The 14109-nt window shown below is 52.6% G+C and carries 13 protein-coding genes; all 13 read left to right on the top strand.

The genetic code is table 11. The features are described from left to right. Nucleotides 1–235: 235 nt before the first annotated feature. The 13 genes from ONB24_04200 (at nt 236) to ONB24_04140 (ending at nt 14025) form a co-directional block, all read left to right on the top strand. Nucleotides 236–1585, top strand: a complete 1350-nt coding sequence (locus ONB24_04200) for a Na(+)-translocating NADH-quinone reductase subunit A (protein MDZ7315306.1) — start codon at nt 236–238, stop codon at nt 1583–1585. Next, a complete protein-coding gene (locus ONB24_04195; protein ID MDZ7315305.1) occupies nt 1585–2781 on the top strand; it encodes an NADH:ubiquinone reductase (Na(+)-transporting) subunit B in 1197 nt (398 codons plus the stop codon). The genes ONB24_04200 and ONB24_04195 overlap by 1 nt, the downstream gene beginning before the upstream one ends. Continuing rightward, entirely contained in the window at nt 2768–3571 is an 804-nt protein-coding gene (locus tag ONB24_04190) for a Na(+)-translocating NADH-quinone reductase subunit C (GenBank protein MDZ7315304.1), read from the top strand. Before ONB24_04195 ends, ONB24_04190 begins: the two co-directional genes overlap by 14 nt. Further along, complete coding sequence (locus tag ONB24_04185) at nt 3561–4178, top strand: NADH:ubiquinone reductase (Na(+)-transporting) subunit D (protein MDZ7315303.1); 618 nt, start codon at nt 3561–3563, stop codon at nt 4176–4178. The genes ONB24_04190 and ONB24_04185 overlap by 11 nt, the downstream gene beginning before the upstream one ends. Nucleotides 4179–4180: 2 nt before the next feature. Then, nucleotides 4181–4792, top strand: a complete 612-nt coding sequence (gene nqrE / locus ONB24_04180; protein ID MDZ7315302.1) for an NADH:ubiquinone reductase (Na(+)-transporting) subunit E — start codon at nt 4181–4183, stop codon at nt 4790–4792. A gap of 9 nt (nt 4793–4801) precedes the next feature. After that, nucleotides 4802–6037: an NADH:ubiquinone reductase (Na(+)-transporting) subunit F gene (gene nqrF, locus ONB24_04175; protein MDZ7315301.1), complete on the top strand. Its 1236-nt coding sequence runs from the start codon at nt 4802–4804 to the stop codon at nt 6035–6037. 176 nt (nt 6038–6213) lie between these two features. Next, nucleotides 6214–6672: a CBS domain-containing protein gene (locus ONB24_04170; GenBank protein MDZ7315300.1), complete on the top strand. Its 459-nt coding sequence runs from the start codon at nt 6214–6216 to the stop codon at nt 6670–6672. After that, nucleotides 6647–7693 (top strand): FAD:protein FMN transferase, encoded by a 1047-nt coding sequence (locus ONB24_04165; protein ID MDZ7315299.1) that lies wholly within the window; start codon nt 6647–6649, stop codon nt 7691–7693. The genes ONB24_04170 and ONB24_04165 overlap by 26 nt, the downstream gene beginning before the upstream one ends. Before the next feature lie 633 nt (nt 7694–8326). Beyond that, nucleotides 8327–9724, top strand: a complete 1398-nt coding sequence (locus tag ONB24_04160) for an MBL fold metallo-hydrolase (protein ID MDZ7315298.1) — start codon at nt 8327–8329, stop codon at nt 9722–9724. A gap of 31 nt (nt 9725–9755) precedes the next feature. Next, entirely contained in the window at nt 9756–10712 is a 957-nt protein-coding gene (locus ONB24_04155; protein ID MDZ7315297.1) for a calcium/sodium antiporter, read from the top strand. A 122-nt stretch (nt 10713–10834) separates the two neighbouring features. Further along, a complete protein-coding gene (locus ONB24_04150; GenBank protein MDZ7315296.1) occupies nt 10835–11239 on the top strand; it encodes a hypothetical protein in 405 nt (134 codons plus the stop codon). Nucleotides 11240–11379: 140 nt separating this feature from the next. Then, nucleotides 11380–12933, top strand: a complete 1554-nt coding sequence (locus ONB24_04145; GenBank protein ID MDZ7315295.1) for a capsule assembly Wzi family protein — start codon at nt 11380–11382, stop codon at nt 12931–12933. Nucleotides 12934–12939: 6 nt separating this feature from the next. Continuing rightward, nucleotides 12940–14025, top strand: coding sequence for a glycosyltransferase (locus ONB24_04140; GenBank protein ID MDZ7315294.1), 1086 nt, complete (start codon nt 12940–12942; stop codon nt 14023–14025). Nucleotides 14026–14109 lie beyond the last annotated feature (84 nt).

Raw genomic sequence — 14109 nt, 5'->3', positions numbered from 1 at the left:
GCACAACGCGTCTCCGTTCTTTTTTCAGCCTTTGCCTGATTGCTTTTTACCGGGACAAGTCAAAAATTTTGCTCTTTCAAAAGCGCGAGCTTTTATAAGACTAAAAATCCGTTGGAAAATGGGGGTTTTTTTTATAATTTTCAAAATTTATTGCGGAACATTTCAAAACGGAATAGTGTTGCATTCTGCCTGCGATTAAGAAAAAAGATCAATTAGGACAGACAAAAAGGTTGCCATGAGAACGATTCGCATAAAGAAAGGCCTGGATGTTCCGATCAGCGGCGCACCGGAGCAGGTCGTTTATGATGCACCGGCCGTAAAACAAGCGGCGGTCGTTGGAGCCGATTACATCGGCATGAAGCCGACGATGCAGGCAGCCGTCGGTGACCGGGTCAAACTTGGACAAGTGCTGTTTACAGATAAGAAAATGCCTGCCGTCAAATACACTTCACCGGCGAGCGGCAGGGTGGCGGCCGTCAACCGCGGTGATAAGCGGGCGCTCGTTTCGGTTGTGATCGACATCGATGGTGATGACGCCGTAGTCTTTGACGCTTACGATGCATCCCGCTTGGACAGCCTCGATCGCGGAACCATACGGCAGCAGCTTCTCGATTCGGGTTTATGGACCGCTTTGCGGGCGCGTCCGTTCGGAAAAGTGGCCGATCCGCAAACGGTGCCGCATTCGATTTTTGTCACAGCTATGGACACTCGGCCGCACGCTCCCAATCTCGATGTCGTACTGAAGGGCAAAGAAAAAGATTTTGCCGACGGCTTAAAGGTTTTATCCCTGTTGACGGACGGCAAGGTGTTTGTTTGCCTCAGTCCGCAAAGCCGTTTGGCTGTTCAAGAATCGGACAAGATCGAAGCGGTCTGTTTCTCCGGCCCGCATCCGGCGGGGCTGCCCGGCACTCACATCCATTTCCTAGATCCAGTTGATCGGCATAAGACCGTTTGGTACGTCGGTGCCCAGGATGTTGCAGCGATCGGCCGTCTGTTTACCACAGGTCGTCTGGATGTCGAGCGTATTGTCAGCCTTGCCGGTCCGGCGGTCAAACGGCCGCGCCTGCTGCGCACGCGACTCGGCGCCTCTTTAGCAGAGCTTACCGACGGCGAGCTGCAAGGGGGTTCAGTGCGCGTCGTTTCGGGTTCTCTGCTCGACGGACGGACTGCCGCCGACGGCGCCGCCTTTCTCGGCCGCTATCATCAGCAAATCAGCGCGTTGCCGGAAGGCGGCGACAGGCACCTGCTGGGTTGGTTGAGTCCGGGCTTTAATCTCTACTCGGTCAAAAACATCGTCCTTTCCAAGCTGTTTCCGCACAAGAAATTTTCTTTTACCACGGCGCTTCACGGCGGCCCGCGGGCTATTATCCCGATCGGCAGCTATGAAGAGGTCATGCCGCTCGACATTCTGCCGAATCTGCTGCTCAAGGCATTGGCCATCAACGACATCGAAGAGGCAGAGCTTCTCGGCTGTCTGGAGCTGGAAGAGGAAGACTTGGCGCTTTGCACCTTTGTCTGCCCCTCAAAGATCGATCATGGGTTGAACCTGCGTAATACGTTGACCATCATGGAGAAAGAAGGATAGTGAAGGCTCTCAGAAGATTCCTCGACAAACAGGAAAAGCATTTTACCGAGGGAAAGCTAAAGGCGCTCTATCCTCTGTGGGAGGCAATAGACACCTTTGTCTATTCCACGGGCGCGGTGACGCGCAGCGGCGCGCACATTCGCGACGCGCTCGACCTCAAGCGCATGATGATGATGGTGGTATATGCGCTGATTCCGACGGTGATTATGGCGCTCTACAATACCGGTTACCAGGCCAATTTGGCCATTGCCGCCGGAGCCGAGTCGACCCGCTGGCAGGCTCAGGTCATGCAGCTTTTAGGGCTCGGCTTTTCACCGCAGAGTCTGCTTTCCTGTTTTGTGCACGGGGCGCTTTACTTTTTCCCCGTTTATATCGTGACGTTGGCCGTCGGCGGGTTTTGGGAGGTGCTTTTTGCCGTCGTGCGTAAACATGAGGTGGCGGAAGGATTTTTGGTTACCAGCCTTCTCTTTCCGCTCATCCTGCCGCCGACAATCCCTCTTTGGCAGGTCGCTCTCGGCATCAGCTTTGGTGTGGTCATCGGCAAAGAAATATTCGGCGGCGTCGGCTATAACATTCTGAATCCGGCATTGACGGCGCGCGCTTTTCTCTTTTTTGCCTATCCGGCGCAAATATCCGGCGACAAAGTGTGGGTGGCGGTCGACGCCGTCAGTCGCCCGACGATGTTGGCGCAGCTCGCCGATCCGCTCATCGAATTGACCTATTCGTGGAAGCAGGCTTTTCTCGGATTGATTCCCGGCTCCATGGGCGAAACGTCGACTTTGGCTTGTCTGATCGGAGCGCTGATTCTTATTCTTTCCAAGATCGGCTCCTGGCGCATCATGCTCGGCGTTTTGATCGGCATGACGGCGACTTCCTCGCTCTTTAACCTCATCGGCAGCGCAACCAACCCGATGTTTGCAGTCACTCCGTGGCAGCATCTGGTCGTCGGCGGATTTGCTTTCGGTACCGTCTACATGGCGACCGATCCGGTGAGTGCGGCGCAGACCGATACGGGGCGCTGGATTTACGGCATACTGATCGGCGTATTGGTCGTGTTGGTGCGGGTGGTCAATCCGGCTTTTCCCGAAGGGATGATGTTGGCCATTCTGTTCATGAACATCTTTGCGCCGATCATCGATTGGTTGGTTCGAAATGCGAACATCAAAAGGAGGCTCGCCCGTAATGGCGTCCAATGATTCGACCAAAAAGATCCTGACGGTTGCTTTGGGCGTCTGCCTGGTCTGCTCGGTGCTGGTGTCGGCCTCGGCCGTCAGTCTGCGCAGCCGGCAGGAGCGCAACAAGGAACTGGACAAGATTAAAAACATCCTTACGGCAGGCGCTCTGCCGGTAAAGGGTGCCGACGTTTTTCAATTGTTTCGTGAGAATATTCAGACGATTGTAGTCGATTTAGAAAGCGGTCGCGCCCTTGATCTTGGCGAGTTGCCTGCAGGCTTTGATCCGGCAAAATTCAACATCAAAGAAGCTGCCGACAGCCGCGATTTCGGAAAGGCGTTGCCGCCTGAGAAGGACCTGATCGGGATGCAGCGGATTCCGCGCTTAATACCCGTCTACGAGGTAATCAGCGACGGCCGCGTGAGCAAGCTGATTCTACCGATCTACGGCAAAGGGCTATGGTCCACACTCTACGGTTTTTTGGCCTTGAACGCCGATTTGACGACGGTCGAAGGCATTACGTTTTATGAACACGGGGAGACGCCCGGCCTGGGCGGCGAAGTGGACAACCCCAACTGGAAGGCCAAGTGGCACGGCAAGCGGGCTTTTGACGATCAAGGACATCTCAAACTGCATGTGCTCAAGGGCGCGCCGGACCCCAATGATCCCGAGGCAATTTACCAAATCGACGGCTTGTCGGGCGCTACACTAACGACCCGCGGCTTGGATGCGATGGTCCGCTTTTGGCTCGGCGAAGACGGTTACGGCCGTTTTCTGGCTCGTTTGAAGGAGGAGGCGCATCATGAAGGCTAAGAAACTGCTCTTTGATCCGATCTTTAACAACAATCCTATCGGCCTGCAGATTTTAGGCATCTGCTCGGCGTTGGCGGTCACGTCAAAAATGGAAACCGCGGTGGTCATGTCGTTGGCCGTTACGATGGTAGTCGGTTTTTCCAACCTCGCCGTCAGCCTGGTGCGCAACCATGTATCGAGCAGCATCCGCATCCTGGTCGAAATGACCGTCATCGCCTCGTTGGTCATCATTGCCGACCAAATCATCAAAGCGTACGCTTTCAGCGTAAGCAAACAACTGTCGGTCTATGTCGGGTTGATCATCACCAACTGCATCGTGTTGGGACGCGCCGAGGCGTTCGCACTCAAGAATCCGCCGCTGCCCAGCTTTCTCGACGGCATCGGCAACGGCTTGGGCTACAGCTTTGTCCTGTTGACCGTGGCATTCATCCGCGAGTTGTTCGGCTCCGGTAAACTCTTCGGCCACCAGATTCTGCCGATTTACACCGAAGGCGGCTGGTATATGCCCAACGGATTATTGGTATTGCCGCCCAGTGCTTTTTTCCTGATCGGATTTTTCATCTGGATCGTCCGCACCTTCAAGCCCGAGCAAGTTGAAGAGGAGTGACCATGTTTGAATATTATCTGAGCATGATCATCAAAGCGATTTTCATGGAGAACATGGCGTTGGCCTTTTTTCTCGGCATGTGCTCCTTTTTGGCGATCTCCAAGCGGGTCGAGGCAGCGTTCGGCTTGGGCATAGCCGTCATTGTCGTTCAGACTATTACCGTGCCGGTCAATAATCTGATCTACACCGGCATTTTGAAAAAGGGGGCTCTGGCCTGGGCGGGACTGCCGGAAGTCGACTTGACTTTCCTCGGACTGATTTCCTACATCGGCGTCATTGCCGCCATTGTTCAGGTGCTGGAAATGCTTCTGGATCGCTTTTTCCCCAAATTGTACAATACTCTCGGCATCTTTTTGCCGCTGATTACCGTGAACTGCATCATTTTAGCCGGCTCTCTATTCATGGTGGAACGCAACTATAATTTTGTCGAAAGCGTGGTGTTCGGCTTTGGTTCCGGAACCGGCTGGGCGTTGGCGATCGTCGCTTTGGCCGGCATCCGCGAAAAGTTGCGTTACAGCAATGTGCCCAAGGGGCTGCGCGGTTTGGGCATCACTTTCATCACTGTCGGGCTGATGGCGATCGCCTTTATGCTTTTTTCCGGAATTCAACTGTAGAGGGTTTGAATGTCGAATACGGCTCTGGTCATACTCGGCGTGGTTATGTTCACGCTGATCGTGTTGGTTCTCGTCATCAGCATTTTATGGGCGCGGCGGAAATTGGTTAAACAGGGAAGCGTGGCGATCGTCATCAACGACGATCCCAAGCACACCTACACAGTGCCGACGGGCGGCAAGCTGCTGAACGTGCTGGCGGATCAGGGCGTTTACTTGCCGTCGGCCTGCGGCGGCGGCGGCACCTGCGGCGAATGCAAGTGTATCGTACTCTCCGGCGGCGGCGACGTTCTGCCGACTGAGAAAAGCAAACTGACGCGCCGTCAAATACGTGAAGGTTACCGACTTTCCTGCCAAGTGGCCGTCAAGAGCGATCTCAAGCTCGTCGTTCCGCCCGAAGTGTTCGAGATCCGCAAGTGGGAATGTACCGTCCGTTCCAATCGCAATGTCGCCACCTTCATCAAGGAGCTTATTCTGGATCTTCCGCCCGGAGAGAACGTCGACTTTCGCGCCGGCGGGTACATTCAGATCGAGGCCCCGCCGCATCACGTTCGTTTTGCGGATTTTGACATTGATCCCGAATACCGCGCCGATTGGGAAAAGTACAATCTCTTTGCCTTGGAATCCAGGGTCGAAGAGCCGATCGTGCGCGCCTATTCGATGGCCAATTATCCTGAGGAGCGGGGCATCATCATGCTGAACGTGCGCATCGCTACGCCCCCGCCGAACAAGCCGAACGTACCGCCGGGACAAATGTCTTCCTACATTTTCAGTCTCAAACCCGGCGACAAGGTGACCATCTCGGGTCCCTATGGGCAGTTCTTTGCCAAGGATACGGATGCCGAGATGGTGTTCATCGGGGGCGGTGCGGGCATGGCGCCGATGCGTTCGCATATCTTTGACCAGCTCAAGCGGTTGCATTCCAAGCGCAAGATCTCTTTCTGGTACGGCGCCCGCAGCCTCCGCGAGGCCTTTTACATAGAAGAGTTCGAACAGTTGGCCAAGGAAAATCCAAATTTCACCTTCCATCTGGCGCTTTCCGAGCCGCTTCCAGAAGACAATTGGACAGGCTATGTCGGATTTATTCATCAGGTTTTATACGACAACTACCTCAAGGATCATCCGGCGCCGGAGGATTGCGAGTACTATATTTGCGGTCCGCCGATGATGAACGCGGCGGTCTTTAAAATGCTCGACCAGCTGGGCGTCGAACCGGAAAACATTCTATATGATGATTTCGGCGGTTGACGGCCTTTTTCGCAGTTTTTTTCGGTAGAATTCAAAGGGTGGGGAACGTCGGGTTTTTCTCAAAGATTCGGCAAGAAATAAATACCCTCGACACCGTGTTCTCTCTTTACGCTTAACAAAAGCCGGAAGGGGCGATTAAACTTCCGGCATCTTTTTAAATGTCGAGGAGACCTGCCATGAAGACTGCCGAGGATATTATTCGTCAAAAGGGAGACGAAATCTACTCCGTACCCGCCGATGCGATGCTCCATGATGCCGTTGCCTTAATGGTGGAAAAGCAAATCGGCGCCGTGCTGGTGCGTGAAGGCGAAAGGATGATCGGCATATGGACCGAGCGCGATCTCCTGCGCAGCAGCCTACAGGAAGGATTCGATCTCCGTCGCGAGCCGATCAGAAAACACATGTCCAAACCCTTGGTCACGGTTCCTCATACCGAGACGATCTACCGTTTAATGGACAAAATTCTCGGTCTGAGGTTGCGCCATTTGCCGGTCGAGAAGGACGGCAAGATCATCGGCGTGCTTTCCAGCGGCGACGTGATTCGTGCCGCCTTGATCGAGAAAACGCGGGAATATGAAGAGCTGAACAAAATGCTCGGTTGGGAATACTATGAAAATTGGCGTTGGAAGAAATAACACCCGTATAATTTTAGCGCTCACCTCTTTGCTTTGGGTTATAGTCGGCTGCGGGCACCGGTCAAAACCGTTGGAGTTGTACGGCCTACGCGGCCATACCATGGGCACGACTTACAGCATCAAAATCGTGCAAGAACGCGGCAGAGCGGTCGACGTGAATGCTTTGAAAGCAGAGATCGACGAGCTTTTCAAGCAGGTCAATCTGAAAATGTCTACTTATCTTCAGGAGTCCGAGCTTTCGCGGTTGAATCGTGCACCTGCGGGAGAATGGTTTCCGGTTTCAACGGAAATGATGACCGTGCTGATCGAAGCTCGCCGCGTCAGTGAAAAAAGCAACGGCGCTTTTGACATTACCGTCGGGCCGTTGGTGAATCTATGGGGTTTTGGTCCGGAAATGAGGCCGACGGTGGTTCCCACAGACAGCGAGATTGCTGCGCGCCGAGCATTGGTCGGCTATCAAAAATTGGAGCTGCAGGAGTCGCCGCCTGCCGTGAGAAAGGCGGCGGCAGGGATGTACTGCGATTTGTCGGCCATTGCAAAGGGCTGGGGCGTCGATCAGGCGGCTGAGCGACTCGAGGCCAAGGGCTTTCGCAACTATATGGTGGAAATCGGCGGCGAAGTGCGGGCAAAGGGAGTTAACGCCAAGGGTGAGGCTTGGCGCATCGGCATTTCTTCGCCCGATCCTCAGATCGCGGTGCAGCGGGTGATCCGCATCAGCGGCCAAAGTGTCGCCACCTCGGGTGATTATCACAATTATTTTGAGCAGAATGGAGTCCGCTACTCGCATACCATCGATCCGTCTACCGCTCGGCCGATCACACACAAGCTGGCGTCGGTAACTGTCATTCATCCCTCGTGCATGACCGCCGATGCCTTTGCCACGGCCATCGATGTGCTCGGTCCCGATGACGGCATGAGACTGGCTGAAAAAGAGAATCTGGCAGTGTTTATGATTGTTAAAACCGAGCAGGGTTTTGTTGAACAAATGAACCGCGCCTTTGAGGCATTTTTACAAAAGTGAGGAGATGATGCAGTTTTTAATTATTGTCGGAATATTTTTCGTTGTTTTTGTTCTGTTTGCTCTTTCATTAAAATTCAGCCGGTACAAAGAGCGCCCGGAAGGCTGCTGCGGCGGCGGACACTGCAGCGTCGAAGGTAAAAGCGCGCACGAATGTTGCGGGACAGAATAATGCCGGTTAGAACGGCATGTTCTGCTTTTTGCCCATTTTTGCTAAAAGTTAGAAACGTCTCGAAGATTCGAGCGCAAGCTTTTGGACGAATATTTTTTCTATTTAATGTTGAATGATCTCGGTGTTAGCACACCGGTAAGAGATTTTAATTGTGTTGAAGGTAATCCGACGTTTGATTTTTCTTTCAGGATTCGGGCATCCAGGACGTAACCACAATATGTCCGCAAAATAAGGCACGAATCGACGCACTTTTCGGGCTCAGGGGAAAAACATACACATCGATTTTCATTTTTAGTCGCATGCGAGCACGGCGTCGATCACACTGTTCACCGCAAAGGTACTATCCGTGCCGGCTTCCGTTTAAATACGGGAGCAGCCAAAAAGCGATTGCTTTTTAGCGGCTGCTTTCGTACACTAACGATGAGGAAAAAAACGATTCAGCGATTGTTTTCGAAAGGCGAGCAATGGCCAAATTGACATTTCTCGGTGCAGCAGGGACGGTAACCGGTTCGCGGCATTTGTTGACTGTAGACGGAAAAAACTATTTAATCGACTGCGGCATGTTCCAGGGGCGAAAGGAGGATCGCCTGCGCAATTGGGAGCCTTTCGAAATACCGCCCGAACGCATCGAGAGCGTCTTTCTGACGCATGCGCATATCGATCACAGCGGTTGGCTGCCGCGACTGGTCCGTGAAGGGTTTCGCGGCTCGGTTTACTGCACCTATGCCACCCATGATCTGTGTAAGATTATGCTTAAGGACAGCGCGCATCTGCAGGAAGAGGATGCCAAGTGGGCAAACAAGAAAGGGTTTACCAAACACAAACCGGCCCTGCCCCTCTATACCGTTGACGATGCCGAGGAGGCGCTTAAATATTTTCAGCCGCTTTATTACGGCCAGGAATACTATCGCGCCATACCAAACCGTCGCGTCAAATTCAAGGATGCCGGCCACATTCTCGGTTCGTCTTTTATTGAAATCAAGCGGGAGGACGGGGAAAAAACGCGTAAATTGGTTTTCGGAGGCGATTTTGGTCGAGCCGAACAGCCTCTGCTCAAGGCGCCCACGCAAATCTTTAACGTAGATTATCTGATTTTAGAGTCCACTTACGGTGATCGGCTGCACGGTCCGCAAGATCCGGCAGCAGAACTCGTCCGTGTCGTCAATGAGAGCATCGATCGCGGCGGTGTTCTTGTCATTCCCGCCTTTGCCGTGGGCAGAACGCAAATGCTTCTTTATCTGCTGCGTGAATTTCAGGAAAAGCAGCTTATTCCGCCGATTCCGATCTTTATCGACTCTCCAATGGCCATTGAATCCGTTGATGTATATGCCAAACATCCTGCAGATCTCGACCTGCAGAGCCGGATGCAGGTGTATCGGGGGAAAAATTTGTTCAAACCGAAAAATCTGCATATTTGCCGCACTCAGGAACAGTCTCAAGCCATTAACAGCGTTGAAAGAGAGGCGATTATTATTTCTTCCAGCGGCATGGCGACAGGCGGTCGTATTCTCCACCATTTAGCGGCACGACTGCCGGACGAAAGGAATACGATCCTGTTCATAGGTTACCAGGCGGAGGGGACACGCGGCCGCACAATTCTTGAAGGATCGCCAATCGTGCGGATTCACGGTGAGGATGTTCCGATTCGAGCCAAGGTCGAGCATATCGACGGCGCTTCCGCACATGGTGACTATGAGGAGATTATGGCTTGGCTGATGGGATTCAATCGACCGCCGGAGTGCGTTTTTATCGTCCATGGAGAGCCGCAAGCCTCCGCCTCTTTGGCCGACAAGATCCGTAACTATTTCGGCTGGAAAGTCGTTATTCCTAAACGGAACGATGAGTTCGAGATAGACATCTAAAATCTACTTTTTTAGTTTAGGTGACGGACGAATGCTTCTGCTTGCCTTCTTTCTGCTGATTGTGGGATTTGCGCTGCTGGTAAAAGGTGCAGATTGGCTTGTGGACGGCGCATCGGCGCTGGCGTTGCGGCTGCACATCAAACCCATCGTCATCGGCCTTACAGTTGTGGCGTTCGGGACATCGGCACCGGAGCTGATCGTAAATGTACTCTCTGCCATAAAGGGTGTCAATGACATTGCCTTTGGAAACATCATCGGCAGCAATATCGTCAATATTCTTCTTATACTTGGGGTAGCGGCGGCGATACGGCCGCTTAAAACGCAGCACAATACCATCTGGCGAGAGATTCCATACTCGATGTTGGCGATCTTTGTGCTTTTTGTGATGGTTAACGACTCGCTGTTCAGCCAAGGCGTTAACCTTCTTGCCCGCAATGACGCATTGATTCTATTGTGCTTTTTCGGCTTTTTTCTCATCTACAACTTTGCCATTGCTCAAGTGCAGGTAGTTGATTTCCGGCCATCCAAACAGCTTTCTGTTTTCAAAATGACGGTCCTCATTGCGATCGGCTTGGCCGGCCTTTTTCTAGGCGGCAAGTTGGCGGTTGAAAATGCCGTGATTATTGCCCGCGCTTTCGGCATCAGCGATAAGGTCGTCGGATTAACCATCGTGGCGTTGGGAACATCTCTCCCAGAACTGGTCACTTCCGCCGTGGCCTCTTATAAAAAGAAAGACGACATTGCTGTCGGCAATGTGGTGGGTTCCAACATCTTTAACATTTTTTTCGTTCTCGGTTGTACGGGTATCATTCGTGATTTACCCTATAACCCCTCCATTAATTTTGATTTTCTTGTTTTGACTTTTGCATCGCTGTTGTTCTTTTTCAGCAGCTTTGTCAAAGAAAAAGGCCAAATCAGCCGTCGGGAGGGTTGGCTTTTTATCATTATTTACCTGGTCTACACCGCCTATCTCTTCATAACCAAATAGCTTCTCTCCGTATTTGCAGCTTTCTGCCGTTGAAAACTGATAGAATTTTTGCAGAATTTTTTGTAAATTGTAACGTGCATTTCAATCAGTGAGGAACAGCACAAGCGGAAAGGAAGCAAGGTATGTCGCAAGTCCTGATCATCGAAACCGACCGCGTTCTGGGCAGTCGTCTGGCGAGTGCACTCAGGCGTCAGCGGTTTCAGGTCAAAAAACATAAAGACGTACTGGAGGGTTTGCGCGAGCTGGCTTGGTTCAGCGCGCAGATGATTATTTGGCAACCCGACCCCAATGATGCGACGAAACTAAAAAAATTCAAAGCCATCAAACAGTATCGCCGCTATACGCCCCTGGTTATTCTGGACGATTCGACGACTTTTCACGACCAGCTGGACGAGAACACTTTTCTCTATCCGAGCGATACCGAACCGGACGTACTGGTGCAGAAGGCGGTCGATCTGCTGGGTGTTCCCAATACGCCCGAATTCGAAGACATTGACAATGAACCTTATGAAGAAAGCGGATACTGACAGCCGCTTTCAGGTTCCTTATGCCTGCAAAAAGCGCTCACTGGGAGGTTGAGCGCTTTTTCTTTTTTGACTGAGCGCTGTTGGACGTTTGATGTTTCAAAGATTTGTACTATCTTTTAGCGACAAAGCGAGGGCCGGATTTGAGACCGCTGCTGATTCTGTTAATGACCTCTCTTTCCGCTTGCGGGGAAACGACGGCAAACCTGCCTCTCAATCATTGGGCCTATCCGTTTTTTGAACGCTTGGAAGCTTTGGGCGTCATTAACGCAATGGAGCTGCGTGTGCGGCCGGTTTCGCGGCAAATTGCGGCGGAGTGGGTTCGGCAGTCTCTTCAAGCGGCGGAAAAATCGCCGCATCTGTTTTCGACCGGCGATCGAAAGCTTTTGGAGCAATTACGCGGCGATTTTCGCGATGAATTGGGAGAATCGGCTGCAGATGCGACGCCTGAGCGCCATTTTTACACTTTGCGCGAGCAGGAAACAATTTTGCACATCGATATTCTAGCCGCAGAGCAGATCGATTCCCGTCGCAGCTCTGGCCCATCGGATCAATTGCTTTCGCATACAACCTTCGGCGGCAATTTGCGCGGCCAATTGGGCAACAGCTTGGCCTTCTTTGCTCACGCCCGCAATACGCTGACGCGGGGCGAGAAACGAGACCCGAACGACGAAAATTTCAATCCGGCTAAAGGGGAGCCGGTCGTAACCTCAGGCGCCAACGTCTATCGCGATCAAACAACGGCTTACTTTGTTTGGCAAAAATCGGCATTTCGGCTGCAGGCCGGAAAGGATGAATTCGACTGGGGACCGTTCATCGGAAAAGGGTTTGCTCTTTCTTCGAATGCGCCGCCTGCCGATATGCTGCGACTCGGCTTTCGACTCAAAAAGTTTTCTTTTAACTCGATGCATGCCTGGCTGCGCAGCCCATTGGGGCAAAAGTACCTTGCCGCCCATCGACTCGATTTACAATTGTTACGGGGTTTGTCTTTGGGATTCGCCGAAACGGTCGTTTACGGCGGCCGAGGAGTCGAGCCGTCCTATCTCAATCCGCTGACCTTTTATCATTTTGCAGAGCACCACTTGGGGGACCGCGACAACAATAACATCGTTGCCGACGTGGTGGTAACCGCCTTTCCTCGCCTTACACTTGCGGGCGAATGGTATATCGATGACATGACCTCGACCAAAAGCTGGAGGAACTATTTCGGCAACAAATTCGCTTGGGCCGTGGGCGGTTTGTGGGCGGATGCCTTTAACCTGCGCGGCCTCGACCTTCGATTTCGCTACGGCCAAATTTCTCCTTACGTCTATAGCCATTGGGATTCGCTAAATATTTACACTCATTACGATCAGATCATCGGCAATCGATTGGGGCCGAACAGTGACGAGTTTTCGTTTACTCTCGGAAAACAGTTCGGTCGCGATTTCCGCCTCGAGCTGAACGGTAGATTAAGCCGGAAAGGTACGGGTGAGGCCGACACGCGCACGCGTCCGCATGTGGGTGATCGCAAAGAGTTTCTCAAGGGAGTCGTTGAAAGGCGGTCGGGCGCCGGATTTCGCATCGTCGATCAATTGATCCGTGATCTGTTTGTTTCCATTTCTTACGATTATGAGGATGTCCGTAATGCCGACCTTGTGGCAGGTCGATCTCGATTCCATCATTGGGTGCGTTTCCGCATCGATTGCGATTACTGAGGAGCCATGCAGGTCGCCGAGTTGATTCTCGTCGGACTTTCGCTTTTCTACGGAGCCGCCGTGTTGTGGATTCGCGCCGGATTACGGCGTATCCCGTCGGAACGCACCCTCGAACAGCCGATGGTATCGGTTATCGTTGCGGCGCGCAATGAAGAAAAGCATCTGCCGGCGCTTCTCGACGCATTGGCGGCTCAGGACTATCCGCGCTCATGCACGGAATTCATTATTGTAGACGACGAATCCGAGGATGCCACAGCGGCGCTCGTCGAAGCGTACCCCGATGAGAGGTTTATTCTACTGCATAGTCGAAATCGAAATGCGAGCGCTTCGCCTAAAAAACAGGCGCTCGATTTGGGCATAAAAACAGCAAGAGGCGAAATTCTTCTCCTTACCGACGCCGACTGCCTGCCGCCGCCGAATTGGCTGAGCGATATGGTAGGCTATTTTACACCGGATACCGGTATGGTCATCGGTTTTTCGCCCGCAGAATTGCCGCTGAAAAAGGGATTTTTTCCGTGCCTCATGCAGCTCGACTCGCTGTCCCTGGCGGCGATAGCGGCGGGCAGCAGCGGCTGGAACGCCGCAGCTACCTGCAACGGTCGAAATTTGGCTTACCGCAAATCCGTCTATCAACAGGTTGGCGGATTCACACGAATTCAGCGTCACCGTTCCGGCGACGACGACCTGTTGTTGGGGCTGGTGCAAACAACCGAGTGGAAAATCCGCTACGCTTTTGACGCACGTGTGGTTGTCCCCACCTATCGTCCCCAAAATTTCCGCCATTTTGTCCGCCAGCGGCTCCGACACGCTTCAAAGGGTTTTTATTACTCGCCCGTCAAAGTTGCTGCCTTGATTGCCGCTTACGGCTATCACTTTATACTTTTTACGGCGCCGTTTCTATGCGGATGGATGCCGTTTTTTTTCGCCATGATTTTCAAGCTTGTCGTTGATTTTTATCTGTTGCATCGTTTTGCCGTTCCTATGCGGCGGACCGAGTGCCTCAGGATTCTGCCGCTTGCCGAGCTGTTGCATGTGCCTTATGTAGTGCTGTTCGGGGCGGCCGGCCCGTTTCTATCAAGCAAATGGAAATAGGAGTCACCATGCTGAGTTGGCTTCTGAATATTGATCGGGAGATCTTTTTTCTCATCAACCGCGACCTTCAGAACCTCTTTTTCG

Source organism: candidate division KSB1 bacterium (genome assembly GCA_034505495.1).
Taxonomy (GTDB): domain Bacteria; phylum Zhuqueibacterota; class Zhuqueibacteria; order Residuimicrobiales; family Krinioviventaceae; genus Fontimicrobium_A.
Note: the sequence above shows the minus strand (reverse complement) of the source record. Positions and strands in the feature narration are given on the sequence as shown.

Excerpts from the sequence above, each read along its gene's own strand:
- ONB24_04200 (MDZ7315306.1), top strand. The coding sequence starts at position 236 with ATGAGAACGATTCGCATAAAGAAAGGCCTGGATGTTCCGATCAGCGGC.
- ONB24_04190 (MDZ7315304.1), top strand. The coding sequence starts at position 2,768 with ATGGCGTCCAATGATTCGACCAAAAAGATCCTGACGGTTGCTTTGGGC.
- ONB24_04185 (MDZ7315303.1), top strand. The coding sequence starts at position 3,561 with ATGAAGGCTAAGAAACTGCTCTTTGATCCGATCTTTAACAACAATCCT.
- nqrE (MDZ7315302.1), top strand. The coding sequence starts at position 4,181 with ATGTTTGAATATTATCTGAGCATGATCATCAAAGCGATTTTCATGGAG.
- nqrF (MDZ7315301.1), top strand. The coding sequence starts at position 4,802 with ATGTCGAATACGGCTCTGGTCATACTCGGCGTGGTTATGTTCACGCTG.
- ONB24_04170 (MDZ7315300.1), top strand. The coding sequence starts at position 6,214 with ATGAAGACTGCCGAGGATATTATTCGTCAAAAGGGAGACGAAATCTAC.
- ONB24_04165 (MDZ7315299.1), top strand. The coding sequence starts at position 6,647 with ATGAAAATTGGCGTTGGAAGAAATAACACCCGTATAATTTTAGCGCTC.
- ONB24_04160 (MDZ7315298.1), top strand. The coding sequence starts at position 8,327 with ATGGCCAAATTGACATTTCTCGGTGCAGCAGGGACGGTAACCGGTTCG.
- ONB24_04155 (MDZ7315297.1), top strand. The coding sequence starts at position 9,756 with ATGCTTCTGCTTGCCTTCTTTCTGCTGATTGTGGGATTTGCGCTGCTG.
- ONB24_04150 (MDZ7315296.1), top strand. The coding sequence starts at position 10,835 with ATGTCGCAAGTCCTGATCATCGAAACCGACCGCGTTCTGGGCAGTCGT.
- ONB24_04140 (MDZ7315294.1), top strand. The coding sequence starts at position 12,940 with ATGCAGGTCGCCGAGTTGATTCTCGTCGGACTTTCGCTTTTCTACGGA.